This is a genomic window from Bradyrhizobium sp. SRS-191, assembly GCF_024586915.1.
Taxonomy (GTDB): Bacteria; Pseudomonadota; Alphaproteobacteria; order Rhizobiales; family Xanthobacteraceae; genus Bradyrhizobium.
Genome location: NZ_JANBVS010000002.1, coordinates 306,356 through 332,675, shown reverse-complemented (window position 1 = coordinate 332,675; position 26,320 = coordinate 306,356). Strand labels below are relative to the sequence as shown.

Annotated in this window: 26 protein-coding genes; 5 read left to right on the top strand and 21 right to left on the bottom strand. The window is 65.9% G+C overall.

Annotation, left to right across the window (positions count from 1 at the left end):
* Positions 1-14: 14 nt before the first annotated feature.
* Together trxC and NLR35_RS05295 are read right to left on the bottom strand one after the other, a co-directional pair.
* Positions 15-455: a thioredoxin TrxC gene (gene trxC / locus NLR35_RS05300; protein ID WP_257165504.1), complete on the bottom strand. Its 441-nt coding sequence runs from the start codon at positions 453-455 to the stop codon at positions 15-17.
* A complete protein-coding gene (locus NLR35_RS05295) occupies positions 452-1,738 on the bottom strand; it encodes an NAD(P)/FAD-dependent oxidoreductase (RefSeq protein ID WP_257165503.1) in 1,287 nt (428 codons plus the stop codon). Before NLR35_RS05295 ends, trxC begins: the two co-directional genes overlap by 4 nt.
* Positions 1,739-1,857: 119 nt before the next feature.
* On the opposite strand from NLR35_RS05295, the gene NLR35_RS05290 reads away from it, so the two are divergent.
* From NLR35_RS05290 to NLR35_RS05275, 4 genes are all read left to right on the top strand, one after another.
* Entirely contained in the window at positions 1,858-2,166 is a 309-nt protein-coding gene (locus NLR35_RS05290; protein ID WP_257165502.1) for a helix-turn-helix transcriptional regulator, read from the top strand.
* Between the two features lie 119 nt (positions 2,167-2,285).
* Positions 2,286-3,275, top strand: coding sequence for an efflux RND transporter periplasmic adaptor subunit (locus NLR35_RS05285; RefSeq protein WP_257165501.1), 990 nt, complete (start codon positions 2,286-2,288; stop codon positions 3,273-3,275).
* The gene (locus tag NLR35_RS05280; RefSeq protein ID WP_257165500.1) at positions 3,272-6,499 is read left to right on the top strand and encodes an efflux RND transporter permease subunit; all 3,228 of its coding nucleotides are present in this window, start codon (positions 3,272-3,274) and stop codon (positions 6,497-6,499) included. The genes NLR35_RS05285 and NLR35_RS05280 overlap by 4 nt, the downstream gene beginning before the upstream one ends.
* 9 nt (positions 6,500-6,508) lie before the next feature.
* Positions 6,509-6,865: a carboxymuconolactone decarboxylase family protein gene (locus NLR35_RS05275; protein WP_257165499.1), complete on the top strand. Its 357-nt coding sequence runs from the start codon at positions 6,509-6,511 to the stop codon at positions 6,863-6,865.
* A gap of 8 nt (positions 6,866-6,873) precedes the next feature.
* Here the strand turns inward: NLR35_RS05275 and NLR35_RS05270 are convergent, their stop codons facing one another.
* The 6 genes from NLR35_RS05270 to NLR35_RS05245 are packed head-to-tail and all read right to left on the bottom strand — an operon-like array spanning position 6,874 to position 14,331.
* The gene (locus NLR35_RS05270) at positions 6,874-8,088 is read right to left on the bottom strand and encodes a M20 family metallopeptidase (protein ID WP_257165498.1); all 1,215 of its coding nucleotides are present in this window, start codon (positions 8,086-8,088) and stop codon (positions 6,874-6,876) included.
* Positions 8,089-8,106: 18 nt separating this feature from the next.
* Complete coding sequence (gene nikE / locus NLR35_RS05265) at positions 8,107-9,681, bottom strand: ABC transporter ATP-binding protein (protein WP_257165497.1); 1,575 nt, start codon at positions 9,679-9,681, stop codon at positions 8,107-8,109.
* Entirely contained in the window at positions 9,678-10,508 is an 831-nt protein-coding gene (locus NLR35_RS05260) for an ABC transporter permease (RefSeq protein WP_257165496.1), read from the bottom strand. The genes nikE and NLR35_RS05260 overlap by 4 nt, the downstream gene beginning before the upstream one ends.
* Positions 10,501-11,448: an ABC transporter permease gene (locus tag NLR35_RS05255; RefSeq protein WP_257165495.1), complete on the bottom strand. Its 948-nt coding sequence runs from the start codon at positions 11,446-11,448 to the stop codon at positions 10,501-10,503. The genes NLR35_RS05260 and NLR35_RS05255 overlap by 8 nt, the downstream gene beginning before the upstream one ends.
* Positions 11,449-11,463: 15 nt before the next feature.
* A complete protein-coding gene (locus NLR35_RS05250; RefSeq protein WP_257165494.1) occupies positions 11,464-13,014 on the bottom strand; it encodes an ABC transporter substrate-binding protein in 1,551 nt (516 codons plus the stop codon).
* A gap of 15 nt (positions 13,015-13,029) precedes the next feature.
* Positions 13,030-14,331, bottom strand: coding sequence for a M20 family metallopeptidase (locus NLR35_RS05245; RefSeq protein WP_257165493.1), 1,302 nt, complete (start codon positions 14,329-14,331; stop codon positions 13,030-13,032).
* A gap of 66 nt (positions 14,332-14,397) precedes the next feature.
* Here NLR35_RS05245 and NLR35_RS05240 point away from each other — a divergent pair, with 66 nt between their 5' ends.
* The gene (locus NLR35_RS05240) at positions 14,398-15,174 is read left to right on the top strand and encodes a GntR family transcriptional regulator (RefSeq protein WP_257165776.1); all 777 of its coding nucleotides are present in this window, start codon (positions 14,398-14,400) and stop codon (positions 15,172-15,174) included.
* A gap of 12 nt (positions 15,175-15,186) precedes the next feature.
* On the opposite strand, the gene dhaK is transcribed toward NLR35_RS05240, so the two are convergent.
* The 13 genes from dhaK to NLR35_RS05175 form a co-directional block, all read right to left on the bottom strand.
* Positions 15,187-16,176 carry a dihydroxyacetone kinase subunit DhaK gene (gene dhaK / locus NLR35_RS05235; protein WP_257165492.1) on the bottom strand — a complete coding sequence of 330 codons (990 nt, stop codon included), beginning with the start codon at positions 16,174-16,176 and terminating at the stop codon, positions 15,187-15,189.
* Positions 16,173-16,625 (bottom strand): hypothetical protein, encoded by a 453-nt coding sequence (locus NLR35_RS05230; protein WP_257165491.1) that lies wholly within the window; start codon positions 16,623-16,625, stop codon positions 16,173-16,175. Before NLR35_RS05230 ends, dhaK begins: the two co-directional genes overlap by 4 nt.
* A complete protein-coding gene (gene ptsP, locus NLR35_RS05225) occupies positions 16,622-18,229 on the bottom strand; it encodes a phosphoenolpyruvate--protein phosphotransferase (protein WP_257165490.1) in 1,608 nt (535 codons plus the stop codon). Before ptsP ends, NLR35_RS05230 begins: the two co-directional genes overlap by 4 nt.
* Positions 18,230-18,532 carry an HPr family phosphocarrier protein gene (locus tag NLR35_RS05220; protein ID WP_257165489.1) on the bottom strand — a complete coding sequence of 101 codons (303 nt, stop codon included), beginning with the start codon at positions 18,530-18,532 and terminating at the stop codon, positions 18,230-18,232.
* Positions 18,533-18,544: 12 nt separating this feature from the next.
* The gene (dhaM, locus tag NLR35_RS05215; RefSeq protein ID WP_257165488.1) at positions 18,545-18,943 is read right to left on the bottom strand and encodes a dihydroxyacetone kinase phosphoryl donor subunit DhaM; all 399 of its coding nucleotides are present in this window, start codon (positions 18,941-18,943) and stop codon (positions 18,545-18,547) included.
* A 2-nt stretch (positions 18,944-18,945) separates the two neighbouring features.
* Positions 18,946-19,551 carry a dihydroxyacetone kinase subunit DhaL gene (dhaL, locus tag NLR35_RS05210; RefSeq protein WP_257165487.1) on the bottom strand — a complete coding sequence of 202 codons (606 nt, stop codon included), beginning with the start codon at positions 19,549-19,551 and terminating at the stop codon, positions 18,946-18,948.
* Positions 19,552-19,553: 2 nt separating this feature from the next.
* The gene (locus tag NLR35_RS05205) at positions 19,554-20,564 is read right to left on the bottom strand and encodes an ABC transporter ATP-binding protein (protein ID WP_257165486.1); all 1,011 of its coding nucleotides are present in this window, start codon (positions 20,562-20,564) and stop codon (positions 19,554-19,556) included.
* Positions 20,557-21,666, bottom strand: a complete 1,110-nt coding sequence (locus tag NLR35_RS05200; protein WP_257165485.1) for an ABC transporter ATP-binding protein — start codon at positions 21,664-21,666, stop codon at positions 20,557-20,559. Before NLR35_RS05200 ends, NLR35_RS05205 begins: the two co-directional genes overlap by 8 nt.
* Before the next feature lie 4 nt (positions 21,667-21,670).
* Positions 21,671-21,889: a hypothetical protein gene (locus NLR35_RS05195; protein ID WP_257165484.1), complete on the bottom strand. Its 219-nt coding sequence runs from the start codon at positions 21,887-21,889 to the stop codon at positions 21,671-21,673.
* Positions 21,886-22,839, bottom strand: a complete 954-nt coding sequence (locus NLR35_RS05190; RefSeq protein ID WP_257165483.1) for a carbohydrate ABC transporter permease — start codon at positions 22,837-22,839, stop codon at positions 21,886-21,888. Before NLR35_RS05190 ends, NLR35_RS05195 begins: the two co-directional genes overlap by 4 nt.
* A complete protein-coding gene (locus NLR35_RS05185) occupies positions 22,836-23,798 on the bottom strand; it encodes a carbohydrate ABC transporter permease (RefSeq protein WP_257165482.1) in 963 nt (320 codons plus the stop codon). The genes NLR35_RS05190 and NLR35_RS05185 overlap by 4 nt, the downstream gene beginning before the upstream one ends.
* 114 nt (positions 23,799-23,912) lie before the next feature.
* Positions 23,913-25,244: an ABC transporter substrate-binding protein gene (locus tag NLR35_RS05180; protein WP_257165481.1), complete on the bottom strand. Its 1,332-nt coding sequence runs from the start codon at positions 25,242-25,244 to the stop codon at positions 23,913-23,915.
* A gap of 322 nt (positions 25,245-25,566) precedes the next feature.
* Positions 25,567-26,163 (bottom strand): 4'-phosphopantetheinyl transferase, encoded by a 597-nt coding sequence (locus NLR35_RS05175; protein ID WP_257165480.1) that lies wholly within the window; start codon positions 26,161-26,163, stop codon positions 25,567-25,569.
* Positions 26,164-26,320: the final 157 nt, after the last annotated feature.

Genomic DNA, 26,320 nt, shown 5'->3' with positions numbered 1-26,320 from the left:
CCGGCGCCGCGGCATCATTGCCGCAGAACGGACAGCGTCCAGGCAACGATTCGTTGCGAGTCCATCGCACCCGAGATCCGCTGCAGCTCCCGGCCCTTCTGCAGCAGCAGCAGGGTCGGAATTCCGGAGATGGAGAACTTCGCCGAGACGTCCGGCGCCTCGTCGGAGTTCAGCTTCAGGAGTTGCACGCGCGGCTCGAGCTCTTGCGCGGCGCGCGCGAACATCGGCGCCATTGCACGGCACGGACCGCACCAGGGCGCCCAGACGTCGACCAGCAGCGGCAGGTCGCTATGCGCGACATGACGCTCGAACGCGGCCTGGTCGACCTCGATTGGCTGGCCGGAGAACAGCGGCCGGTGGCACTTGCCGCACTTGCCCTGGCCCGGCGCGCGGCCCGCCGGCAGACGGTTGATCTGCCCGCAATGGCCGCACACCAGTTGAAAGGTCTCGCTCATGTGCCCGTCCTGACTTCCTTGATCTTTCCGATGTTGAGCCGGTCGAGCAGGAACTTCTCATAGAACGGCTCAGGCGTGCCGCGCCTCATCTTGCGCAGGAAATACTTCTCGAAGGCGACCTTGGCGTAATGCACCCACTCACCTTTCGACGACCAGTTGACGTTGCGTGGCGGGATCTGCGGCTGCGCCAGGAAGGCGACGCCGGAATCGCCGAAATCGGCGAGGCAGATCGCATTCCAGGTCGGCTGCGCCTTCGGCGCCTCCCCGCGCAACAGCGCACCGATGTTCAAGGCGGTGGCCGTGACCATCGACTCGATCATGAAGCCGGTCTTGGGCACGCCGACCGGCACCGGCGTCGGCCCGATCGGCGGAATGGCGACGCAGACGCCGATGGCGAAGACGTTGGGATAGGCCGGATTGCGCTGATGCTTGTCGACGACGACGAAGCCGCGCGGATTGGTCAGCTTGTCGATGCCCCTGACCGCTCCGACGCCGCGGAAGGCGGGCAGCATCATCGAATAGGCGAACGGCAGCTCGTGGGTCTTGCGGACCGAGCCGTCGTCGGCCACCTCCTCCACGATCATGCGACCATCCTCGACCTTGGTGACGCGCGCGCTGGTGATCCACTTGATGTGCTTCTCGCGCATCTCGCTTTCCAGCAGCCCCTTGGTGTCACCGACGCCGTCGAGGCCGAGATGGCCGATATAGGGCTCGGATGTCACGAAGGTCATCGGCACCTGGTCGCGCATCTTGCGCCGGCGCAGCTCGGTCTCGAGGATGAAGAGGAATTCGTAGGCCGGACCGAAGCACGACGCGCCCTGTACCGCCCCGACGATGACGGGCCCCGGCTTCTCGGCCAGCTTGTCAAAGGCGGCCTTCGCGTGGGCTGCATGATCGACGTGGCATACCGACTGGGTGTGGCCGTCGGGGCCGAGCCCCGGGATCTCGTCGAAGGCGAGCTCGGGGCCGGTGGCGACGACGAGATAGTCGTAGGCAACCATGGTCCCGTCGGTCAGCTCGACCTGGTTGTCGTCCGGATGCACCCGCTTGGCGCCCTGGGTCAGCAGCCGGATGCCCTTGCGCTGCATGACATCGACGAGATCGATCTCGATGTCGTCGCGCTTGCGCCAGCCCACCGCGACCCACGGGTTGGACGGCACGAAATGATACGAGGACCCCTGCGAGATGACAGTCACACGATCCTCCTTTCGCATCTGGGGCAGCAATTCATAGGCCATCAGGGAGCCGCTCAGCCCCGCTCCGATCACGACAACGTCCGCCATCTGGGTCCTCCATCGCCTTGCTTTGTTCTTGTCTCGCTCAGCCGCGACCTCCCGGGTCGGTCTTGACTATATATTCGAATATCCGTATATACGCAACTATGAAATTTGATGCTGACATCATGGAAGTGGCGGCCGACCAGGCTAGCGACCTGTTGAAGGCGCTGTCGAACCGGCACCGGCTCCTGATCATCTGCCAGCTGGTCGACGATGAACGGTCGGTCGGCGAGCTGGCGGCATTCCTCGGTCTGCGCGACTCGACCGTCTCGCAGCACCTCGCTTTGCTGCGCAAGGACGGCTTGGTCACCGCCCGGCGCGACGGGCAGACCATCTACTACTCGATTGCCAGCGAGCCGGCCCGCGAGGTCCTGAAGACGCTCTATCAGGTCTACTGCGCGACGCCGCCGCCGAAACCCGGATCGAGACTATGACCAGCCGCTGCCCACGACTTGAGCCGTATCAAGTGGGAACCCGCAGTCCGGTGGGATGGATGGACCGTCCGTTTGGCTCGGCTCCCCGATTTGATTCAAATGAAAACAGGATGAAGCCAATGCGCAGATTACCGCTTCTGAGCTTGATCGCCGTGATGAGCTGGCAGTCACTACCAGCCAATGCCGAGACGCTCACGGTGACTCCGCGCCAAGTCGCCGACGAGAAGGCGGTGTTCGCGACCGTGGAGAGCGTCAGCGTCGTCCCGGCGCGCGGCCGCATTGGCGGCACGGTTGCGCAGCTCTCCGTCCGCGAAGGCGACCCGGTCAAGCGCGGCCAGCCGATCGCCTTGATCGGCGACGAGAAGCTCGCGCTGCAACTCAAGTCGCTCGACGCGCAGATCGAGGCACTGCAGGCGCAGGCCAACCAGGCGCAGATCGACTTCACCCGTACCGAGGGCCTCGTCGAGCGCGGCACGCTGCCCCGGGTCAAGCTCGACGAGACCCGCACCGCGCTGAACGTCGCCGAGAACGGGCTCCGGGCGAAGACCGCCGAGCGTGCCGTGGTCAACCAGCAGATGAGCGAAGGCCAGGTGCTGGCGCCCGATGACGGCCGCGTGCTGAAGAAGCTCGTCGTCGTCGGATCGGTTGTGCTTCCCGGCGACCCCGTGGTGACCGTGGCGCAGCAGAACTTCAAGCTGCGGCTGCGCGTCCCCGAGCGCCATGCCTTGTTCCTGAAGGCCGGCGACAAGATCCGCATCGACGGCGCCGAGTTTGGCGAAACCGGCGACAAATGGGGCGTGATCGACCTCGTCTATCCGCAGATCGAGGAAGGCCGCGTCGTCGCCGATGCGATCGTCCCCGGCCTCGGCCAGTACTATGTCGGCGACCGGCTGCGGGTGTGGATCTCCGGCGGCCAGCGCGACGCCACTGTGATCCCCGCTCGCTACGTCACCACCCGCTTCGGCATCGACTACGTCCGGCTGCAGCAGGGATCGCAACAGGTGAGCGTGCCCGTGCAGCGCGGCCGCGCGCTGCCGAGCCCTGAGCTTCCCGATGGACTTGAAATCCTGTCCGGCCTGCGCGCCGGCGACCAATTGGTGCAGCCGTGAAACTTGGACTCTCAGGCAAGCTGACCCAGGCGACCATCGCCTCGCCGCTGACGCCTCTGTTCCTGCTCGCCTCGCTCGTCGTCGGCCTCATCGCGGTGGTCGTGATCCCGCGCGAGGAAGAGCCGCAGATCAGCGTGCCGATGGTCGACATCCGCGTCAACGCCGACGGCCTCCGTGCGCCCGATGGCGTCGAGCTGGTGACCAAGCCGCTGGAGACGATCGTCAAGGCAATCGACGGCGTCGAGCATGTCTACAGCCAGACCGAGGATGACCGCGTCATGGTCACCGCGCGGTTCCTGGTCGGCACCAAGTTCGAGGACGCGATCCTGCGCGTCCACGAGAAGCTCCGCGCCAATCTCGACCGCATCCCCGTCGGCATCCCCGAGCCGTTGATCGTCGGACGTGGAATCAACGACGTCGCCGTCACCGTGCTGACTCTGTCGCCGAAGCCGGAGGCCGCCGAGCGCTGGTCGGACAAGGACCTCTACGAGCTCGCCGACAAGCTGCGCGCCGAGCTGACCAAGGTCGACAATATCGGCCTGACCTACATTTCCGGCGGCGGCGCCCAGCAGATCCGCGTCGAGCCCAGCCCGGAGAAGCTGTCGCTGTTCGGCGTGACGCTGCAGCAGCTCGTCGCCAAGGTGAAGGATGCCAACCGCTCCTTCCTCGCCGGCGACGTCCGCGACGGCGGCATCGTCCGCAACGTCACCGCCGGGCAGACGCTGACGGGCATCCCGGATATCGGCCTCTTGCTGATCTCGACCCGCGACGGACGTCCGGTCTATGTGCGCGATGTCGCGACCGTCATCATCGGCCCCAATCTCGCCGAGCACCGCGTCTGGGATGACGCGCGCAACGACAAGGGCGACTGGCACCGTGTGCCTGCGGTGAGCCTTGCGCTCGCCAAGCGCGCCGGCGCCAATGCGGTCGTGGTGTCGCACGACATCGCGCAGCGGCTCGACGGGCTCAAGAGCAGCCTCATTCCGAGCGATGTCACGGTCACGGTGACCCGCGACTATGGCGAGACGGCCAACGAGAAGGCCAACGAGCTTCTGTTCCATCTCGGCCTTGCGACGATCTCGATCGTCGTCCTGATCGCCATCGCGATCGGATGGCGCGAGGCGCTCGTCACCTTCGTGGTCATTCCGACGACAATCCTGCTGACGATGTTCGCGGCCAATTTGATGGGCTACACCATCAACCGCGTCAGCCTGTTCGCGCTGATCTTCTCGATCGGCATCCTGGTCGACGACGCCATCGTCGTGGTCGAGAACATCGCCCGTCATTGGGGCATGCGCGACGGCCGTCCGCGCCTGCAGGCGACCATCGAGGCGGTGGCCGAGGTCGGCAACCCGACCATCGTCGCCACCCTGACCGTGGTTGCCGCCCTGCTGCCGATGCTGTTCGTCTCGGGACTGATGGGCCCGTACATGGCGCCGATCCCGGCCAACGCTTCAGCCGCGATGCTGTTCTCGTTCTTCGTTGCCATGGTCGTGGCGCCCTGGCTGATGCTGCGCCTCGCGCCGAAGCAGACCGCCGCCATGGCGCCCGGAGCGCATCACGACGCGCATGGCGAGGGCCGGCTCGGCCGCATCTATAGCGGCGTCGCGCGTCCGATCGTTGCCAGCAAGCGCTCCGCATGGATCTTCCTGCTCGGCGTAGGCATCGCCACGCTGCTGTCGATGACGCTGTTCGCGACCAAGTCCGTGACCGTCAAGCTGCTGCCGTTCGACAACAAGTCCGAGATCGCAGTGATGGTCGATCTGCCGGAAGGCGCGAGCCTGGAGGATACCGAGCGGACATTGTTCGCGGCGGCCGACATCGCGCATCAACTGCCGGAGATCAGCAACGTGCAGAGCTATGCCGGCACGGCGGCTCCGTTCAACTTCAATGGTCTCGTCCGGCACTATTACCTGCGCGAGCGCCCGGAGCTCGGCGAGCTCCAGGTCAACCTCGCCGCGCGCGGCGACCGCAAGCGTTCCAGCCACGACATCGCGCTCGACCTGCGCCAGCGGCTGAAGGCGGTCTCGGTGCCCTCGGGCACCAGCATCAAGGTCGTCGAGGTGCCGCCCGGCCCGCCGGTGCTGGCGACCTTGCTCGCCGAGATCTACGGCCCGGATGCCGCGACCCGGCGCGCCGTGACCGCCGAGCTGAAGAAAGTGTTCGCCGACGTGCCCTTCATCGTCGACATCGACGACTCCATCGGTCAGCCGCGGCCGCGGCTGCGGCTGTCGATTGACCAGGACAGTCTGGAGTTCTTCGGCGTCGAGCAGCGCGACGTGTACGACACGATCCAGACCTTGTTCGGCGGCGTCTCGGTCGGCTACTCGCATCGCGGCGAGGACCGTAACCCGATCGAGATCGCGGTGAAGCTGCCGAAGCGCGCCAAGAGCTGGAGCCAGGCCTTGGCCTCGACGCCGGTGCCGGCCAACACGCTGCCCGGCAGCAAGACCGTGGTCGAGCTCGGCCAGGTGGTGAAGGCCACGATGGAAGACGGATCACCGATGATCTTCCGCCGCGACGGCCGCTTCGCCGACATGGTGATGGCCGAGCTCGCCGGCCGCTTCGAGGCCCCGCTCTATGGCATGCTTGCGGTCGCCGATCGCATCGATGCGCATGACTGGGGCAAGCTGCCGAAGCCCGCGATCGGCTTCCATGGCCAGCCCAAGGACGAACAGCATCCAACCCTGCTGTGGGACGGCGAATGGGAGATCACCTATGTCACCTTCCGCGACATGGGCGCGGCGTTCGGCGCGGCGATCCTCGGCATCTACGTGCTGGTGGTGGCGCAGTTCAAGAGCTTCAAACTGCCGCTCGTGATCCTGACGCCGATCCCGCTGACGCTGATCGGCATCCTGCTCGGCCATTGGCTGCTCGGCGCGCCGTTCACCGCGACCTCGATGATCGGCTTCATCGCGCTCGCCGGCATCATCGTGCGCAACTCGATCCTGCTGGTCGACTTCATCCGGCACAGCGGCGGCGAGGGCAAGACGTTGCGCGACGTCGTGCTGGAGGCTGGCGCCGTGCGCTTCAAGCCGATCCTCTTGACCGCGCTCGCGGCGATGATCGGCGCGGCGACGATCCTGCTCGACCCGATCTTCCAGGGCCTGGCGATCTCGCTGCTGTTCGGCCTAGCCTCCTCCACCCTGCTCACCGTGCTCGTCATCCCCGCGATCTACGTCGCGCTGCGCGACCCCGGCAAGCCGACCATCAAAACATCATAGGACATCCTCATGACCAAGAACTACAACGACATCTGCAAGGACATCTCCGGCAACCTGAAGACGCTGCGCAAGGACATTCCCGACGTCATGCAGGGCTTCTCCGCGCTGGCGCGGGCCGCGAGCGCCGACGGTGCCCTCGACAAGAAGACCAAGGAGCTGATCGCGCTTGCGATCGGCGTCGCCGTCCGCTGCGACGGCTGTATCGGCTTCCATGCCGAGGCGCTGGTCCGCCTCGGGGCGACCCGCCAGGAAGTCGAGGAGACGCTCGGCATGGCGGTCTACATGGGCGGCGGCCCGGCGCTGATGTACGCGGCCGACGCGATCGGTGCGTTCGAGCAGTTCCAGCAGCAGGCGGCCGGCGCTTGAGCGCGGGCTCAGCCGCAGATGTCGAGAATGGCCAGCATGTAGATGCGGATCATGTCGAGATAGTCGGGAATGTCGACGCGCTCGTCCGGCATCGTGTTGTAGCGCCCGCCCGGCCCGCACACGATGCCCTGCAGGCCGCCTGAGGCATAGAGATGGCCTGCATCAGTGCCATAGAAGCAGCTCGGCGCAACCGGCCCGGTCGGCTGCGCCTCGCCACGCACCGCGCGATAGGCGTCGTTGATGGCGCGGACGATCGGACTCTCCAGAGCGACCTCGAACGGCGGCATCGTCGGCACGCCGGCGCGGTCTTCCGACATCAGATGCGCCTTGAGGCCGGGAAACCGTGCCTCCAGCGCATCGAGCTCGCGCCGCATGTCCGCCAGCGCGCCCTGCTCGGTCTGGCCGGGAGCATAGCGGCCGGAGCCCTTGATGCGGACGAAGTCCGCCACCTGCGGCGTCCGCCACTCGTGCAGCTCGCGGCCGAGCGCGCCATGAACGACGCCGACATGGACGCGGTTGATCGCCTCGTGCGCCGGCGACCTGGCGCCGGAGAATGTCATCGCGTTGAGGCGCGGGATGAGATCGCAGGCCGCGCTGATGGCATCGACCGCCTCCTCCCGCTTCGACAGATGCCGCGTGTTGCCGACCAGCTCGATGATGAACATGAACGCCGCCGCGTGCATGGTCATTGCCTTGAGATCAGTCGGCTCGGAGTTGATGAAGTAGTCGGCGCGCAGCCCCTGCTCGATCAGCGAATAGGTTCCGACGCCGCCCTGCAGCTCGCCGACCACATAGGTCAGGATCACATCGCCACGGAGCTTCACGCCAGCGTCGATCAGCGTCTTGACCGCGCAGAAATAGGCGGCGTCGCCGGCCTTCATGTTGGAAACGCCGATACCGTAAATGAACTTGTCGTCGACCTTGCCCTCCCACGGATCAACGGTCCAGCCCTCGGTCACCGGATTGGTGTCGACATGGCCGTTGAACAGCAGGCTCTTGCCGCCGCCGGTTCCTTTCCAGCGCCCGACAGCGTTGACGCGCCCCTCATCGCCGAACGGCGCAACGGCGGCGTCGAGACCGATCTCGCGCATCTGATCGGCCATGAAAGTCGCGAGCTGCCTCTCACCCTCGGTCTTCGAATAGCTCTTGTGCTGCACCATGCGCGACAGCAACGCGAGCGCAGCCGGGACATCGATGCGGGCGATCAGGTCGTTGCGGTCCATGCGTTGCAATCCTTGCGGTCAGCCGACCGGAACGGGCGAAGCCGCCATCAGCTCGCGTGTATAGGGATGAACATCCTCAGAGCTGAAAGCATCGACCGCACGGCTGTCGACGAGCTGACCGTGACGCATCACGACGATGCGGTGGGCGATCTGCCGAATGAGATTCAGGTCGTGAGTAATGAACAGATAAGCCGTGCCGGTCTCGGCACGGAGTGCCAGCAAAAGCTCGACGATCTGGGCCTGCACGGAAACGTCGAGCGGTGCGGTGATTTCATCGCAAATCACGAGCCGCGGACGTGCAGCAAAAGCACGTGCGATCGCGACGCGCTGCTTTTCGCCGCCGGAGAGCTGGTGCGGCCAGCGCGTCGCGTAGGATGCCGGCAGCCGCACCTGCTCGAGCAGCCGGGGCACCGACGACGGATCGCCGCCATAGAGCTTCAGCGGCCGCGACAGGATATCGCCGACGCGGTGGCGTGGATTGAGCGAGGAATCCGGATGCTGGAAGACGATCTGGACGTCGCGGCGATAGGCCCGGTTCATGTCGCCGGCCCCGTGCAGCGTCCGGCCATCGAAGCTGATCGCGCCCGAGAACCGCGCAAGTCCGATCAGCGCCCGCGCCATCGACGATTTGCCGGAGCCGGATTCGCCGACGAGACCGACGATCTCGCCGGCGCGGATATCGACATCGACGGCCTGGGTCGCCGGCGGCAGCGCAGCACGGAACAGGCCGCGCCTGCCATAGTGAACCTCGATGCCCCTGGCCTCCAGCAGGACGTCCGAGCCGGGCATATCGTGCACCAGCCGCCGTTCCGGACGCGGCACGGCCGCGATCAACGATTTGGTGTAGTCGTGCTGCGGCTTGCGGAAGATCTCGGACGCACTCGCCTGCTCGACCACGCAGCCATGCCGGATGACCGCGACGCGATCGGCGACGCGGGTCATCATCGCGAGGTCGTGCGAGATGTACAGCGCGGCAACGCCGGTCTCCGCGCGCAGGCGGCCGAACAGGTCGATGATGCGCGCACCGGTGATGACATCCAGCGCTGTCGTCGGCTCGTCGAACAGGATCACGTCGGGCCGGCAACCGAACGCGGTGGCAATGATGACGCGCTGCTTCTCGCCGCCGGAGATCTCGTGCGGATAGCGCCGCAGCACGGCTGCGGGATCACGCAGTTCGACATGGCCGAGCAGTTCGACAGCGAGGCTCCTGGCGTCGCCGTGGTTCAGAGCACGATGACGCATCAGCGCCTCGGTCATCTGACGGCCGATGGTGAGTGTCGGGTTGAGGGCGGTGGACGGATCCTGGAACACCATGCCGATCCGGCGTCCGCGCACCTCGGTCAGTCGTTTCGGTCCGAGCGCCTGCAGATCGATGTCGCCGAGCCGAAGGGAGCCCGAGATCTCGCGGGCATTGGCCGGTAGATGCCGCATCAAGGCCCAGGCCAGCGAGCTCTTGCCGGAGCCGGATTCGCCGACGAGGCCAAGCACCTCGCCCGGCGCGATGGCGAGCGAGACATCACGCAGCACCGGAATGGCGCCTGCAGGGGTGACGTAGTCGAGCCCATAATTGGTGATCGAGAGCGCTGCTGTCATCGATCGTCTCGCGGGTTGAGAGCATCACGCAAGGCGTCGCCGACGAGATTGAAGGCGATGGCCGACAGCGCGATTGCCGCCGACGGCGCGATCAGGATCCACGGCGCGCGATGCATGTACTGGCGCGCATCGGCGACCATCAGGCCCCATTCCGACGCGGGCGGCTGCGCACCCAGGCCAAGGAAGCTGAGCGTCGCGAACAGCATGACCGCGAACGACACCCGGATGGTGGCTTCGATAATGATGGGGCCCATCACGTTGGGCAGCATCTCGCGGAAAATGACGTGCGGCGCGGCCTCGCCGCGGGCCACCGCCGCCTTGACGTAGTCCTGATTGCGGACGGCCAGCGCGACCGAGCGCGTCACCCGGGCCATACCCGGCGCAAAAGCCAGCGCGATCGCCACCACGGCGTTGCCGGCGCCGTTGCCGAGCGTGCTGACCAGCAGCAGCGCCATCAGCAGGCCGGGAATCGCCATGACGGCATCGTTGGTGCGCATGATGGCCTCGTCGGACTTGCCGCCGAGATAGGCCGAGGCGACGCCGATGACGGCACCGATCGCGCTGCCGGCCAATGTCGCTGCCAACGCCAGCGGCACAGTCGCCCGCGCACCGGACAACAGCCGGCTCAGCACATCGCGGCCGAACTGGTCGGCGCCGAGCCAGTTCTGCCATCCCGGCGCGCGAAACCGGCCGAGGAAGTCCATCTTCTCCGGACCATAGGGCGCAAGCCATGGCCCCAGGATACAGACCGCGGCAAGCACGACGAGCAGTGCCAGCCCGATCGCGCCCTGCGGCTTGCGGATCATCCGGTGGAGCAGCTCAGTCATAGCGGATCCGCCGGTCGAGCAGAGCATAGACCACGTCCGCCAGCGTGTTGGTGATGGCGTAGGTCACCGCCATGATCATCGCGCCGGCCTGGATCGACGGCAGATCGCGCGTGGTGATGGCGATCATCAGCGCACGGCCGATGCCGGGAATGGCGAAGATCTCCTCGATGACGATGATGCCGCCGAGCAGATAGCCGACATCGAGCGCAACGATGGTGATGACCGGCAGCAGCGCATTGCGCATGACATGGCGGACCAGCACCGTGCGCTCCGGCAGACCCTTCAGGCGGGCGGCCCGGACGTAGTCCGATTGTAGGACATCGAGCGTCTCCGAGCGCATCATTCGCATGACATGTGCGACGAGGATCACCGACACGGTCAGGACCGGCAGTACCAGATGACGCAGCGCCAGCGCGGGATCTTCGAGCGGCGACACGTAGCCGGTCGCCGGCAGCCACGGCAGGACGTCCGTCAGCAGCAGGGCCAGAACGGTCGCGGTCACGAATTCAGGCAGGGAAACGCCGAGATAGGCGATCACGCTCGTCGCAGTGTCCGCCACCCGTCCCTGGCGCAGCGCCGCAAACATCCCGAGCGGCACCGCGATCAGAAGTGTCAGCGCAAGCGAGCCGGCGGCGAGCAGCAGCGACCGCGATAGCGCCGTCAGCATTTCCGGCGCGACCGGAAGACCTGTGCGCATGGAGACACCGAAATTGCCGCTGACCGCGTGCCGCACCCAATGGATGAATTGCAGCCAGACCGGATCGTCGAGCCCCAGCCGCGCGCGGACCGCCGCAAGCGCCTCAGGCGAGGCGTTTTCACCCAGCAACGTCTGCGCGGCATCGGCCGGCAGCGCCTGCGTGATGGCGAACACCAGCACGCAGACGACGGCGACCGTATAGATCATGAGCAGCAGCCGCCGCAGCAGCCAGGCGAGCGACACCGATGGACCTCGTCCTCAGGCGCGCTTGGGCGCACCGGCGCCAAGCGAGACCAGATCGAACCGGAACACCGACCCGCGCGGATGCAACTGATAGCCTTCGACGTAAGACCGCTGTGCTGCGAGAATGTCGAAGAACACCGGAATCACCGACGGCACCTCCTCGCTCATCATGGTCTGAGCCCGCGCATACAGCGCTGCGCGGTTGGCGTCGTCGGTCTCGCTCCGCGCCGCATTGACGATCTCGTCGAAGCGCGCATTGTTCCAGCGCGTCTCGTTCCAGGCCGCGTCCGACGTATAGAGCAGCTTGAAGATGGCGTCGGCGGTCGACTGCATGTTGTAGAAGCCGACGTAGAAATTGCCCTTCTTCCAGACCTGATCGAGATAGGTGGCGTGCGGCATGGTCTGAACGTTGATGCGGAAACCAGCCGGAGCCGCCATCTCGCGGATCGCAACGCCGAGCTGCGTGCGCGTGTCCGGCTTGTCGGACGCCACCATCGTCAGGTCGATGCCGGACGGGTAGCCGGCCTCGGCGAGCAGCCGCTTGGCCCTGGCGATGTCAGGCGTCTTCAGCTTGCTGTCCTGATAGAAGCGATAGGCGGGGCTCAGCGGGGTGTCGTTGCCGGGGGTGCCATAGCCGCCAGCAACGAAGCCGGCCATAGCGTCGCGATCGATGGTCAGCGCGAGCGCCTGGCGCACGCGGACATCGTTGAACGGCTTCTGGTCGCATCCCATGTTGACGTTCAGAAACTGTCCCGAGGGGATCCTCAACGCATTGACGCCGCTGGCCTTGCCCAACCGCTCATATTCGCCGGGCGTGGTCGACAACATCAGATCGATGTCGCCCGAGATCAGGGCCGATGCCTCGGCGGTGCGGTCGGGATAGACGAGGATCTCGACGCGATCGAGTGCAGGCCGCGCCGGATCATAATAGGCCGGGTTGCGCTCGACCACGATCTTGCGATCCGGTTCGTAGGACACGAGCTTGAACGGGCCTGAGCCATTCGGCTTGGTGGCGAGGCTGGCAAGATCCGCGGCAACGACTTTCGCCGGGACGATGCGCGCATTGTTATAGGCGAGCGCGACCGGGAAATCGGCGAAGGATACGGACAACGTGAACTTCACGGTGGCGGCGTCGATGGCAACCACGTCCTGGATAGGTCCGACATTGGTGCGCGCGGGCGAGGCAGTCTTCGGATCGAGGATCGCCTTGAAGGTTGCGACGACATCATCGGCCGTCAACGGTGACCCGTCGTGGAAGCTGAGATTGGGCCGCAGCTTGAACGTCCACTCGGTCAGGCCTGCCGCATGTTCCCAGGACAGCGCCAGATCCGGCTCGACAGCCATGTTCGGCTTCAATCGGGTCAGATTGGAATAGAGCAGCTCTGTGACGAGATATTCGGGATTGACGCGCGCCAATAGCGGATGGATGACCGCGGCGCCTTGGTCGACGGAAACGCGCAGCACGCCCCCGCGCTTCGGAGCCTCTGTGGCGAGAGAGATTTGCGGCAGAGCGCCCAGCGCGAGCGCGGTACCAGCGAGGAAGTGGCGACGGGTGACGGACGACATCTAGGCGGAGTCCTCTTAAGGCGTCGTGTGTTCGGGAGAGAGTTCGGGACAGAACTCGGCTGAAAGATAAGCGAGCACCGATTTCGCCAATGCGACGATATCGGTCAGCGTGGTCGCCTCGCCGGGCGCATGAATATGGCTGTCGGGTTTGCCAAGACCGGTGAGAAGGACCTCCTGCATGCCAGTGGCCTGCTGGACCCAGCCGAAATCGGAGCAGCCGGACGCGCCCCATCGCGCGAAGTCATCAGGCGCGTAGCCGAATCCCGCCGAGAGCGCCCGTTGCCAACGCGGCCAATGCGGACCGCCGGGGTCGGCGGTCGGCATCAGATGACCGGTCAGGATAATATCGGGGTCGAGGCCGGCTGCGGCCTGTCTGATCACAGTCTCGATCTCGCTGCGCGCAGCGGCAAAATCCTCTTCGGGGGCGTAGCGGCGGCACAACAGGATCTCGAGCTGCGACGGGATTTGGCCGCCACATTGCCCGCCATGAATGGCTGAGATGTCGAGGCTCGCGGCCAGCGGTCCAGCCGCCTGCGGGGGTGGCGGCAGGCGCGACGTCCGCTGCGCGATGACGGGCTTCAAGCCGGCGATCGCATTGAGGATCGGCAACGCCGCTTCGATCGCGTTGGCGCCGGCGCTGCGCTGTTCACCCGCATGAGCCGCCTTGCCGCGCACGCGCACCGTCAGCGTGAACAGGCCGAAGCAGCCAGCCCAGATTCGGGGCATGGCGCTGCCGTTGAAGTTCAGAATGTGGCCTTCGAGACGTCCCTGCTCCGCAAGGTAACGAACCCCTGGATAGAGCCCCGCCTCCTCGTCGGTGCATAACAGCAGCATTGGATCATAAGCGAGCGTGAGGCCTGTCTGCCGCGCGGCGCGCAGCGCGAGCAGCGTGGCTGTGATCGACCCCTTCATATCAGCGGCACCGAGACCGAAGAGACGATCGCCCTCGCGAGCGAGTTGCAGCGGATCACTGATCCAGCCCGGCGCTGGGGGCACGGTGTCGACATGGAAATACAGCCCGAGCACCGGCCTGCCGGAGTTCCTCCGCGCAATCACGTTTGTGCGCGGTCCATAGGCGCCGGGAGCCCGCCAGAGTTCCTCAGGCACGACCACGCGTTCGCAATCCAGCGCCAATGGTGCCGCGAGTTGCTCCATCAGATCGGCGAAGGCGTCATAGCCCGCGCCGGGCGGAAAGCTGGTGTCCACGGCCACCATGCGGCGCAGATCATCCACGGCGGTTTCGGACAGCCGCTCGATCGCCGCGAAGGCGCCGGCCAGATCGGCCTCGCTGCGAATTGGGTTGCCCTGAGAAATCATTTGCCGCCAGCTCAATCCTATATTCTATATAGAAATAGAAATCACAATGTGGCACTTGTCAATTCCATGAAAAAGGCAGGCGTGGCCAGCAAAGCGGCAGAGGACGTGGGCGCAGGTTCCGGCGCCCTGCCCGTGCCGCTGTACGAGCATGTGAAGCGGCAGATCGCGGATGCGATCCTGATCGGTGATCTCGCGCCGGGCACCGTGCTGCCAGGCGAGGTCGCGCTCGCCAATCAATATGGCGTCGCCGTCGGCACGATCAGGCGGGCCCTGGCTGATCTGACGGCCGGCGGCATGCTGATGCGCCGGCGCAAGACCGGGACGGTGGTGACCGGCCGGGCGTCACGACACGGCCTCAGCTTCTTCTTTCAGTATTTCCGGCTGCTCGGCGAGGACGGCAGCCTGCTGCACTCCGACGCCGAGGTGCTGTCGGTGACCACACGCCCGGCGGAACCTGACGAAGCCGCGCTGTTTGCGGCCGGGGATGGCGAGCCGCTGCTCCACCTGCAGCGCATCCGCCGGGTGGCCGGCGCGCCGGTCCTGCACTCGCGGATCTCGATGGTCGCGAGCCGGATGCCGGACTTTCCGCATCAGGCCAAAAAGGTCCCGGCCCTGATCTATCGGCACCTGCTCGAGGCCTACGGCATCCGCATCGCGGCGGTGCGCGAGAAGGTGACGGCCGAGGTCGCCACCAAGGAAGACCGCAAACTGCTTGGTCTGCCCTCCCCTAGCGCCGTGCTTGTCATCGACGAAGAGGCCTACGACCAGACCGGGGCGCTGGCGATCCTCAGCCAGCACCGCGCCACGACGGCGCATCACTACTATTCGAACGAGATCCGCTGAACAGTCTCAGGCTCAACAGCCCCAACGCAGCGCCGGCGTGTGCACGGGTGCGTCCCACAGCGCCAGCGTCGCATCGTCGAGCGCGGTCACGGTCAGCGAGCAGCCGGCCATGTCGAGCGAGGTGACGTAGGAGCCGACCAACCCACGCGCGATCGCGAGACCACGGCCATCCAGCAAACGACGCGCGGCATTGGCCATCACATAGAGCTCCATCGCCGGCGTGCCGCCGAAGCCGTTGACCAGCAGCAGGCAGGGCGTGCCGGGCTTGGGCGCGAGATCGGCGAGGATCGCGCCCACCATCTCCTCGGCGATCGCGTCGGCCGACGCGAGCTTCACGCGGCGGCGACCGGGCTCGCCATGAATGCCGACGCCCATCTCCATCTCGTCCTCGCCGAGCGCGAAGGTCGGCTTGCCGGCCGCGGGCACGGTGCAAGAGGTCAGCGCCACGCCCATCGAGCGCGTCCGCTTGTTGACCTCGTCGCCAAGCGCCTTGAGCGCGTCGAGATCACGCCCCTGCTCCGCCGCGGCGCCGAGAATCTTCTCGACCACGAGCGTGCCGGCAACGCCGCGCCGGCCGGTCGAATAGGTCGAGGTCTCCACCGCGACGTCGTCGTCGGTGATCACGGTGGCGACCTTCGTCTCCATCATTTCAGCGGCCATCGCGAAGTTCATCACGTCGCCTTCGTAGTTCTTGACGATGAACAGCGACCCCGCCGCGGTGTCCACGGACTGCGCGGCCGCCAGCATCTGGTCCGGCGTCGGCGAGGTGAAGACCTGGCCGGGACAGGCGGCGTCCAGCATGCCGTGGCCGACGAATCCGGCATGCAGCGGCTCGTGGCCGGAGCCGCCGCCGGAGATCAGCGCGACCTTGCCCGGCTTGAGGCTCTTGCGGCGGACGAACTTGTTCTCCTCGCCGAGCGCGATGATGTCGCCATGCACGGCGGCAAAGCCTTGCAGGCTCTCGGTCAGCACGTTGTCGACGGCGTTGATCAGCTTCTTCATGGCTTCGCTCCCGGATCGGATTCGTCCTTGTTTTCATTGGCTGAGATCAGCGCGGTGATGCCGCGGGCCACGCCGGTGATGATGCGATCGGCATGGGCATTGAGCGCGGCATCGCCGAAATCCGGCAGCTCAACCACGAGACGCCGCATCGGCCGCTGCGTCTCGGCTTCCTCGAGACGGCCCGGATGCGCGGCGCGGTAGGCGGCGAGGAACCCCTGCTGCTCATGCGGCGAGAAATGGCAGATGTGAAAGATGGTCTCGAGATGCTGCAGCGGGATCGGCGTCGGATAGGCCGGATTGATGATCTGTGAGATGAAGCTGCGGTTCTTGCCGATCGCCTCCGCAAGCCGCTGCCGCGTGCCCGACGGGCGGCTGTCGATGACGGCACGCAGAATCGCCTTGTATTCGGCGAGCGGGCTCGCGGTCTCGGAGGCATCCTGCTCGCTCATGCGTCCTCCGCAAGAGCCGCGAGGTCGAGCCCGCGGATCGCGGCCTTCACCATCGGCAACAATCCAGGCGAGACGGAGAGAGCGCGAACGCCTGCCTTGAGCAAAGCCGGGATCGCTCTGGCATCACCGGCGGCATCACCGCAGATCGAAACGTCGACGCCCCTGGCACGGCCGGCGCGCGCGACATGCGCGATCATCGCGAGGACACCGGGATGCAGCACATCGGCATAGTCGGCGACCTCAGCGCCGTCACGCGACGCCGCTGTGGCGTATTGGGTGAGATCATTGGTGCCGATCGAGAAGAAGTCCGCGGCGAAGTCCTGCGCGGCGAGCGCGGCAGCAGGAACTTCAACCATGATGCCGAAGGCCGGCTCGGCGAACGCGATGCTGCTGTCATCGAGTTCGGCGAGTACTGCACGCAGATGCGCGCGCGCCTCTTCCAATTCGCGCGCATTCGTCACCATCGGCAGCATGACCTTCAAGGACCCCAGCACGGCGGCGCGTGCCAGCGCACGCAGCTGAACGCGGAAAATCCCGGGATGGCGCAGCGACAGGCGGATCCCGCGCAGACCCAGGAACGGGTTGCTCTCGCCGTCGACCGTATATCCGGGGATCGGCTTGTCGCCGCCGGCATCGAGGGTGCGGATCGTCACAGGGCGGCCATCCGCCCAGCGCATCAGTTCGGCATAGGCTTGATACTGCGCTTCTTCATCCCCGAGCAGGTTGCCCGTCAGGAATTCCGTACGCGCCAAGCCTATGCCGTCGCACGCCGCCGCAGGCAGCGCCGTCATGTCGGCCGGACCGGAAATGTTGACGAGCACCGAGATCCTCGTGCCATCACGCGTCAAGGCCGGCTCGAGCTGATGCGCCATCGCGTCGGCTCGCCGCTGCACGAGCGTTGCCGCCTGCGCCCGCGCGCGCGCGACGCGCTCCGCATCCGGACCGATTTCGACGAGACCAGCACCACCGTCGACGAGCAGCAAGCCGGAGAGTGTCTCCCACGCCGGGCCGAGCCCGACCACCATCGGCACGCCGCGACCACGCGCCAGCATGGCGACGTGGCTCGTCGGGCTGCCGTCACCGAGCACGATGCCCCCACCCTTCGTCCAGTCGACCGAGAGAAAGGCGGATGGCGCGAGGTCGCGCGCGACGACGATCGCGCCAGCCGGAGCCGGTCCATCGTCAGCGAGCCCGAACAGATGACGCAGCACGCGATCGCGAATGTCGGCGAGATCGCTGGCCCGGGCGCGGAAATATTCGTCGTCTGCTGCCTCATAGCCGGCGATCTCCGCGGCCATCGCCGCGCGCCAGGCAGCCTCGGCGGCGACACCGCTCTCGATGTGAGCATAGGCGGATTCGGTGAGCGCATCGTCTTCGAGCAGCGCGAGCTGAAAGCCGATCAGCTCGGCCGCGTCGCCTTCGAGCGTCCCGATCAGTTCGGCAACCTCCCCGCGCGCACGCGCAACGGCTGCCGCAAGTGTGGCGTGCTCCTCTGCAAGCGAGCCCTTGGCCCGGCTGGCGCCTTCCAGCGCGCGCAGGATCACCGCCGGGCCGACGGCCACTCCCTCCGACGCTGCGCGACCTCGGATGCAGCGCTCCACCATCTACTCCTCGTCGAACTTTCGATTGACGAGATCAGCGAGCGCGCGCAACGCCTCCTCCGCATCCGTGCCGTTCGCCCTCATATAGAGCGTCTCGCCCTTGGCGGCCTTGACGCGCATGATCTTCACCGGGCTCTTGGCGTCGGTCCATGGCCCGTCGGCGGCAATGGCGATCTCGATCGTCGCGGCAAAGCGCTTGGCGAGCTGGGTCAGCTTGACCGAGGGGCGCGCATGCAGCCCGACCTCGTTGATCAACAGCGCATGCGCCTTGACGTCCTGCATGCCGATCTCTCCACCATCCGCCATCGTCGTTCTCACTCAATTCGCCATCAGCTCTTCGGCGGTCGCGCGGACTGCATCGAGCGGCGAGCCGCCGGACGCTTCCGTCGCCGCCATCACGGCCCCCTCGACCAGCGGCGCATTGCAGATCACGATGCGCTCGCGGCGTTCCTCCGGCATCATCTCGACCGCCATCTCGCTGTTGGTCTCGGCACCGCCGAGATCGACCAGGATCGCAACGCCGGACTCCGACCACGCCTTGTCGATCGCGCCCATGATGGCGCCGACATCGGTGCCGAGCCCGCCATCGGCATTGCCGCCGACCGCCGCGAGCGGCACGCTGTCGCCGACCATCTGCCTGACCATGTCGGCCGCGCCCTCCGCCACCTTGGCGGAGTGCGAGACGATGACGATGCCGACGTTCTTCTGCTCACCCATGTTCAGGCCTCGTTGAAAACACTGCAGATCGCCTGCACCAGCAGGCTGGACGACCGCGCACCCGGATCCATGTGCCCGATCGAACGCTCGCCGAGAAAGGACGCGCGGCCGCGGATCGCCTTCATGGGCACGGTTGCGTCAGCGGCCTCGGCCGCGATCGCCGGCAGCCGTGTCGCGAGATCGTCGCCGCCGGCAGCGAACGCCACCTGCACCGGAATCAGCACATCGAGCATCGTCTTCTGCCCGGCCTCGGATTTGCCGCGCGCCTTGACGTCCTCGATCGCCCGACCGAGAGCCGCCGCGGCGTTGGCCGCAGTGGGCTCCACCGGCAGCGCCTTGCCGAGCCCCATCGCCAGCGTGCCGTAGAGCGGACCGGAGGCGCCGCCGACCTTCATCACCAAGGCCATGCCGACCGCCTTCAGCGCATCCGGCAACGGCTTGACCGAGATGGTGTCGGCATCCGCAAGCACCGCCTCGAAGCCGCGCTTCATGTTGAGGCCATGGTCGCCGTCGCCGATCGCCGAATCGAGTTCAGTCAGTTCTTCGGCATGCGCGATGATAGCGTCGGCCATCGCAACGATCAGTCTGCGCTTGAATGCCTGGTCCATACCTATCTCACCCGCTGACCCGCCCGGTCGAACAGCAGCGGCCGGGTAAACTCGATAGCGACGGAGTCGCCGACTTTCAATTCCGTGTCCGGCTCGACCAGGCTGACGATCTTCTGATCGTTCAACGTAATGTGCAGGTGGTTCTGGTCGCCGAGATGCTCGATCCATTTCACTCGCGCCGCCGCGCCGTCATTGGCGCGGCGCACGGTCATGTGCTCGGTGCGCGCGCCGATGGTCGTGACCTCGCCGGGAACCGCGAGATCCGGAAACAGTCCGCGGGGCAGAAGATTGATTCCGGGGCTGCCGAGCCGGGTCGCGACGTAGGCATTGGCAGGATCCTCATAGACCTCGCGGGGCGTTCCGACCTGCACCAGTTGCCCCTGCTCGATCACGCCGATGCGGTTGGCGAGCGTCATCGCCTCGATCTGGTCGTGGGTGACATAGAGCATGGTGGCGCCGAGATCCTGCTGGATCCGCTTGAGCTCGATGCGCAAATCGGCGCGCAGCTTCGCGTCGAGCGAGGACAGCGGCTCGTCGAGCAGCGCAATCGCCGGCCGGCGCACCAGCGCACGCCCGATCGCGACGCGCTGCATCTGACCGCCCGATAATTGCGTGGCGCGGTTGCCGAGCTTGTCCTCGATCCGCAGCATCGAAGCGACATCGCCGACGATGCGCTTGATCTCGGATTCCGGCGTCCTGCGCACCGGCGAGCGCAGCGGGAAGGCAAGATTGTCGTACACCGACAGATGCGGATACAGCGAGTATTGCTGGAACACGAAGGTCACGTCGCGCGCCGCAGGCGTCGCGTGAGTCTGGTCGGCACCGCCGATGATCACCGAGCCGTGATCGGGCGTCTCGAGTCCGGCGACCAGGCGAAGCGTCGTCGTCTTGCCGGCACCGGTCGGCCCGAGCAGCACGACGAGCTCGCCGTCACGGATGGTCAGCGAGAGCTCGCGCACCGCCGGCTTGGCGCCGAAGGATTTGCTGACGGCGTGGAGGCGCGTCTCAGCCATGGCGGCCTCCCCTCGCCGGCTGCTCATAGAGCGCCGTGCGGATCGCCCGGCCTGTCGCGGCATTGAACAGCGAGAGCCGGTCAGCTCGGAAGCTCAATCCGACCGGCTCCGCGCGCTCGACCCGAACGGCGGCCGGGATGCGCGCCTTCACCATGCCATGCGCGGTGACAATGGTGACGACCTGGGTGGTGCCGAGATATTCGGCACCGAACACCTCGCCGCGCAGGCCGCCCTCGGTCGTCAGCGTCACCTGCTCAGGCCGCACGCCGAGCACCAGGGCGCTGCCGTCGGCGTCCTCGCGCAGCACGGGCACGCCGATCTCGGCGCCGTCGATGCGAATGCGGCTCGCGCCTGCAGGGAGCCTTGCGTCAAAACGGATGAAGTTCATCGCCGGGGAGCCGATGAAGTCGGCGACGAACATCGAGGCCGGGCGGTCGTAGATCTCCTGCGGCGTCCCCAGTTGCTCGACGACGCCGCGATTCATCACCGCGATCTTGTCGGCCATCGACATCGCCTCGAGCTGGTCGTGGGTCACGAACACCGTCGTCGCCTTCAGCCGATCATGCAGGGCGCGCAGCTCGCCGCACATGATGTGCCGGAACTCGGCGTCGAGCGCGCCGAGCGGCTCGTCCATGAGGAACGCCTTCGGTTCACGGACAATGGCGCGTCCGAGCGCGACGCGCTGGCGATCACCGCTGGACAAGCCGCTCACCGGCCGATCGATCAGGTGGTCGATACGCAGAATACGCGCGGCATCCTCGACGCGCCGCTTGATCTCGGCCTTCGGCATCCCCATCGAGACCAGCGGGAATGCGATGTTGTTGCGCACATTCATGTGCGGGTACAGCGCGAACAGCTGGAACACCATCGCGATGTCGCGCTCACGCGCGCGGCGGAAGGTGACGTCCTCGCCGCCGAGCCTGATTGAGCCGGAGGTCGGCAACTCCAGACCTGCGATCATGCGCAAGGTTGTGGTCTTGCCGCAGCCGGAGGGACCGAGCAGGCAGAAAAACTCCCCATCGGCAATGGTGAAGCTGGTGCCGCGCACGGCTGCGAAGCCGCCGAACTGCTTCTCGAGATTTTCGATCCGGATCTCGGCCATGACGTCAATCCGGAAACTTGGAGACGATGGTGAACATCACCACGCCAGCCAGCGTCGTGACGAAGGAATAGGTGTAGAGCACCAGCGCGAACGGTTGCAGCAGCATTAGCACGCCGGCTGCGATCAGGATGGTCGCCACCGTCTCCATCGGGCCGCGCCGCAACGCGCGCGGCCAGCGCGTGGGCGCGACCTCGGGCGTGCTGCCTTGGATGATTTCGCTCATTTGCGCACCGCCCCGAACGTGATGCCGCGCAGCAGATGCTTTCGCAGCACGACGGTGAACACGACGATCGGGATCAGGAACAGCGTCGTGCCTGCCGCCACCGCCGGCCAATCCTGGCCGCCCTCGCCGATGATGATCGGGATGAAGGGCGGCGCGGTCTGCGCCGTGCCGGAGGTCAAAAGCACCGCGAAGGCATATTCGTTCCAGGCGAAGATCAGGCAGAAGATCGCGGTGGCGACGATGCCGGTGGTGGCCTGCGGCAGCACCACCTTGAAGAACGCCTGCAGCCGGGTGTAGCCGTCGACCATCGCGGCCTCCTCGTACTCGCGCGGGATCTCGTCCATGAAGCCCTTGAGCAGCCAGACCGCGAGCGAGATGTTGACCGATGTATAGAGCAGGATCATGCCGAGCTTGGTGTCGGACAGTCCGAGCTCGCGATACATGAGATAGATCGGGATCGCGACGGCGATCGGGGGCATCATCCGCGTCGACAGGATGAAGAACAGCAGGTCATCCTTGAGCGGCACCTTGAAGCGCGAGAACGCATAGGCTGCGAGCGTCCCGAGCACGATGGAGAGAGCCGTGGAGCCAAACGCGATCACCAGCGAGTTGACGTAGCGCGGGATGTAGTTCGACGGACCTGCGATCACCATGTTGCGCTCGCGCGAGATGCGGTCGCACATGCCCGCGGCCGGCGGGAGCTTGGCCATGTACTCGGGCGCCTGCCGCGTCCGCGTCGTGAACAGGTTGCAATAGCCCTCCACCGTCGGCTCGGCCACGATCTTCGGCGGATAGGCGATCGCGTCCGACGGCGACTTGAAGCCTGTCATCACGATCCACAGCAGCGGCACCAGCGTGATCAGCGCATAGCCGATCACGACGAAGGCTGCGATCCGCTTGACCTGCGGCGAAGGATCGACCACGGAATGAGCTGATACGAGGCCTGTCATCGGCTTTTCACCCGGTTGAGCGCCTTGACGTAGATGTTGGCGAGGCCGAACACGGTAACGAACAGGATGATCGCGAAGGCCGAGGAATAGCCGGTGCGCCACTTCTCGAACGCCTCGCGCTTCAGGGTGATCGAGGCAACCTCCGTGGTCGAGCCTGGCCCGCCGCCGGTCAGCAGGTTGACCATGTCGAACATCTTGAAGTTCTCGATGCCGCGAAACAGCACCGCCAGCATGATGAACGGCAGCGCCATCGGCAGCGTGATCGACCAGAACTGCCGCCACGGCGAGGCCCGGTCGACCTCGGCCGCCTCATAGATGTAGTCCGGGATCGAGCGCAGGCCGGCGAGGCAGATCAGCATCACGTAAGGCGTCCACATCCAGGTGTCGACGATCACGATCGCCCATGGCGCCAGCGGCACCTGCGCCAGCATCTGGAACGACGACGCCGGCGCGCCGGTGACAGCCGAGACGACGTAGTTGAACAGCCCGGTCTGCGGCTGGTAGAGGAACGTCCAGAAATTGCCGACCACCGCCGGTGACAGCATCATCGGCAGCAGGATCAAGGTGGTCCACAGCCCGTGGCCACGGAACTTCTTGTCGATCAACCAGGCCAGGGTGAAGCCGAGCATCGTCTGGATCAGGATGCTCCAGAACACGAAGCGCGCCGTCACGGTCATCGCCGCCCAGACGTCCGGGTCCGTCAGGATCGACTGGTAGTTGGCGAGGCCGACATCGAGCACCGCCGCGTTGGGGCGGTTGGCGCGATAATTGGTGAAGGACAGCCGGATGGTCCAGATCAGCGGAAAGATGTTGATCGCCAGCAGCAGCAACATCGTCGGCGTGATGAACAGCCAGGCGATGGCGCGCTCGGACAGGCCGCGCACGCGCCGCGCCACGACGGGCGGCGTCACCAAGGCGGCGCGGTCGACGAGGCCGCTCAATCCGGTTTGGTTGGTCATGCGAGGGACTGCTTCACTGGCTGCTACGGCATGGCTCGGAGGCCGGTGGTCCAACCCGGCAGGCGAGGCCTGCCGGATCAGGTCTTCGTTTCGCATTGCGCTCACGAGCGGCGATCAGAGCTTGCCGTCCTCCTTGAACACCTTGGTCCAGTCGGCGATCAGCCCGTCGAGCGCGCCCTTGGCCGTGCCCTGGTCGGCGACGACGTAGTCGTGGACACGCTTCTGCATGGCCAGCAGCAGCTGGGCGTAGGACGGCTCGGCCCAGAAGTCGACGACCTGGTCCATCGCCACCAGGAAGTCGGCGGCAAACGGCGCGGTGTTCTTGAAGTTGGGGTCGTTCAGCACGCCCTTGTGGCAGCTATAGCCGCCGAGCGCCCACCACTTCTTCTGCGTATCGAGCGAGGCGAACCATTTGATGTAGGCCAGCGCCTCGGCGCGGTTCGGCGAATAGGCCACGACCGAGATGCCCTGCCCGCCGAGCTGCGAGCCCTTCTCCTTCTGCGCGGGATTGACGAAGAAGCCGATCTTGTCGCCGCCGACATTCGGGTCCTTGTAGAGACCGGGGAAGAACGCGAACCAGTTCATCTGCAGCGCGACCTGCCCGGACTTGAAGGCGTCGAGGCCCTCCTGCATGTAGCCGTTGGAATAGCCGGGCGGCGTGCAGCACTTGTAGAGCGCCTTGTAGAATTCGAGGCCCTTCACCGCGTCGTCGGAGTTGACGAAGCCCTGCATGTCATACGGCTTCTTCGGGTTCTGATACTTGAAGCCGAACGGGTAGAGCGCGTTGGTCACGCCCATGGTGATGCCCTCCGAGCCGCGCTCGGTGAAGATCGCCGCGCCGTAGACGGTCTTGCCGTCGATCTGTCGCTTTTGGAAGAACTCGGCGATGTCCTTCAGCTCTTCCTGCGTCTTCGGCACCTCGAGCTCGCGGCCGAACTTCTTCTTGAACTCCTCGCGGATCTCCGGCCGCGCGAACCAATCCTTGCGGTAGGTCCAGCCGTTGGCGTCGCCCATCGCCGGCAGCGCCCAGTAGTTCGGCGAGCCCTTCGGCCATTCGGCATAGCCGGCGACAGTGGCCGGCATGAAGTCGGAGATCTTGATGCCTTCCTTGTCGAAGAACTCGTTGAGCTTGACGTATTGGCCGTTCTCCGCGGCGCCGCCGATCCACTGGGAGTCACCGATCATCAGGTCGCACAGCTTGCCCTTGGAGTTGAGCTCGTTGAGCATGCGGTCGGCGAAGTTCGGCCACGGCACGAATTCGAACTTCATGTTGACGCCGGTCTTGGCGGTGAAGTCCTTGGACAGCTCGACCAGCGCGTTGGCCGGGTCCCACGCCGCCCAGCACAGCGTGATCGTCTTTCCTTCGGCACGCACCGGCGCGGATGCGCCGAGCACTGTCGCGACGGCGACGGTCGCCGTCAGTGCAAATGTCTGCAGCAACTTCATCTGGCACTCCCTCCCTGTTGGCGCCGCCCGCTTTGTCACGGATCACGGCGATCTCTGCCCGCAGCGAGATGCGCCGTCACAACGACAGCGGGAGCCGCAGGCGTTTCCCCATGCCCTCGGATCAAATCGCCCGAGTTAAGTATTTTGTTTAGTAGATTGGCACACACTAAACATGTCAAGCCCGTTTCGGCCGATACCGCGGCGCATCATGTTTAGCGACTGCGGTAACATGCGTCTCGGTCGAGACATTCCAGAATCTGGTCGCCGCAAAATTCTTTGCGGCCTCGTCTCCGCGGACCCAACCCTGGGATGCGCTCGGCAATCAGCCCGGCAAGAGTTCGACGCCGCAGCCGACCCGATCATCATCGATCAGAAAGCGTCCGGACAAACAGGCGACCGCCGCCGGCCATTCCGGCTTGAGAACGCGCGCCGTGTACGTCCCCGACATCCAGTCGATCGCCAGCTCGACATCCTGGAAGTCGAGAAAGCCGCGCGTGACTGGATACTGACATTTATAGAAGGCTTCCTTGGCGCTGAAGATCAGGATCGGCAGGGTCGGCCGGAGCGCCTCGGGCTGAACCGCAGCCCATTGCCGTTCTGCTGGGGTCAGCACCAACTCCTGCATCGTCCGATCGAGTTCGCGCCGATTCTCCACGTCGAGGCCGAGCGAGACCACGTCGCGGCTCCGCGCCACGACCACGGCGCAAAAATTGTCGCAGTGTGAGATGCTGCCCGTATAGCCAGACGGCCATGTCGGCGCGCGGTCTGGTCGCGGCACGAGCGGGATGGGCACCGCACCGAGCGTGCCGAGCGCCTTCCGCGCCAGGATCCGCGCGGTCGCGAATTCGGCCCTTCTCTTCGGCACGGCAGCACGGATAAAGGCGCGCTCCTCAGGAAACAGGTCCGCCTCGGCCGTCAACAGCCCAGACGCCTTCACCGCAACCGGGCACCGAAACAGCGTCGTTATCGCCGTCATGTAGAACTCTGTACGTGATGCCGGGCTAGCATGGCCTGCCGGGCGTTTGATCGACGGGGCCGGACCAGCTGAGACCCTCCCTACTCACATCATCGTACAC

What these genes read in the sequence shown, in the direction of transcription:
- dhaM (WP_257165488.1), bottom strand. Translation starts at nt 18,943, where the DNA reads ATGGGTGAGCAGAAGAACGTCGGCATCGTCATCGTCTCGCACTCCGCC.
- trxC (WP_257165504.1), bottom strand. Translation starts at nt 455, where the DNA reads ATGAGCGAGACCTTTCAACTGGTGTGCGGCCATTGCGGGCAGATCAAC.
- NLR35_RS05195 (WP_257165484.1), bottom strand. Translation starts at nt 21,889, where the DNA reads ATGAGCGAAATCATCCAAGGCAGCACGCCCGAGGTCGCGCCCACGCGC.
- NLR35_RS05295 (WP_257165503.1), bottom strand. Translation starts at nt 1,738, where the DNA reads ATGGCGGACGTTGTCGTGATCGGAGCGGGGCTGAGCGGCTCCCTGATG.
- dhaL (WP_257165487.1), bottom strand. Translation starts at nt 19,551, where the DNA reads ATGGACCAGGCATTCAAGCGCAGACTGATCGTTGCGATGGCCGACGCT.
- NLR35_RS05205 (WP_257165486.1), bottom strand. Translation starts at nt 20,564, where the DNA reads ATGGCTGAGACGCGCCTCCACGCCGTCAGCAAATCCTTCGGCGCCAAG.
- NLR35_RS05270 (WP_257165498.1), bottom strand. Translation starts at nt 8,088, where the DNA reads ATGGACCGCAACGACCTGATCGCCCGCATCGATGTCCCGGCTGCGCTC.
- NLR35_RS05230 (WP_257165491.1), bottom strand. Translation starts at nt 16,625, where the DNA reads ATGAGCGAGCAGGATGCCTCCGAGACCGCGAGCCCGCTCGCCGAATAC.
- NLR35_RS05285 (WP_257165501.1), top strand. Translation starts at nt 2,286, where the DNA reads ATGCGCAGATTACCGCTTCTGAGCTTGATCGCCGTGATGAGCTGGCAG.
- dhaK (WP_257165492.1), bottom strand. Translation starts at nt 16,176, where the DNA reads ATGAAGAAGCTGATCAACGCCGTCGACAACGTGCTGACCGAGAGCCTG.
- NLR35_RS05190 (WP_257165483.1), bottom strand. Translation starts at nt 22,839, where the DNA reads ATGACAGGCCTCGTATCAGCTCATTCCGTGGTCGATCCTTCGCCGCAG.
- NLR35_RS05200 (WP_257165485.1), bottom strand. Translation starts at nt 21,666, where the DNA reads ATGGCCGAGATCCGGATCGAAAATCTCGAGAAGCAGTTCGGCGGCTTC.
- nikE (WP_257165497.1), bottom strand. Translation starts at nt 9,681, where the DNA reads ATGACAGCAGCGCTCTCGATCACCAATTATGGGCTCGACTACGTCACC.
- NLR35_RS05275 (WP_257165499.1), top strand. Translation starts at nt 6,509, where the DNA reads ATGACCAAGAACTACAACGACATCTGCAAGGACATCTCCGGCAACCTG.
- NLR35_RS05185 (WP_257165482.1), bottom strand. Translation starts at nt 23,798, where the DNA reads ATGACCAACCAAACCGGATTGAGCGGCCTCGTCGACCGCGCCGCCTTG.
- NLR35_RS05250 (WP_257165494.1), bottom strand. Translation starts at nt 13,014, where the DNA reads ATGTCGTCCGTCACCCGTCGCCACTTCCTCGCTGGTACCGCGCTCGCG.
- NLR35_RS05180 (WP_257165481.1), bottom strand. Translation starts at nt 25,244, where the DNA reads ATGAAGTTGCTGCAGACATTTGCACTGACGGCGACCGTCGCCGTCGCG.
- NLR35_RS05245 (WP_257165493.1), bottom strand. Translation starts at nt 14,331, where the DNA reads ATGATTTCTCAGGGCAACCCAATTCGCAGCGAGGCCGATCTGGCCGGC.
- NLR35_RS05260 (WP_257165496.1), bottom strand. Translation starts at nt 10,508, where the DNA reads ATGACTGAGCTGCTCCACCGGATGATCCGCAAGCCGCAGGGCGCGATC.
- ptsP (WP_257165490.1), bottom strand. Translation starts at nt 18,229, where the DNA reads ATGGTGGAGCGCTGCATCCGAGGTCGCGCAGCGTCGGAGGGAGTGGCC.
- NLR35_RS05240 (WP_257165776.1), top strand. Translation starts at nt 14,398, where the DNA reads ATGAAAAAGGCAGGCGTGGCCAGCAAAGCGGCAGAGGACGTGGGCGCA.
- NLR35_RS05290 (WP_257165502.1), top strand. Translation starts at nt 1,858, where the DNA reads ATGGAAGTGGCGGCCGACCAGGCTAGCGACCTGTTGAAGGCGCTGTCG.
- NLR35_RS05220 (WP_257165489.1), bottom strand. Translation starts at nt 18,532, where the DNA reads ATGGCGGATGGTGGAGAGATCGGCATGCAGGACGTCAAGGCGCATGCG.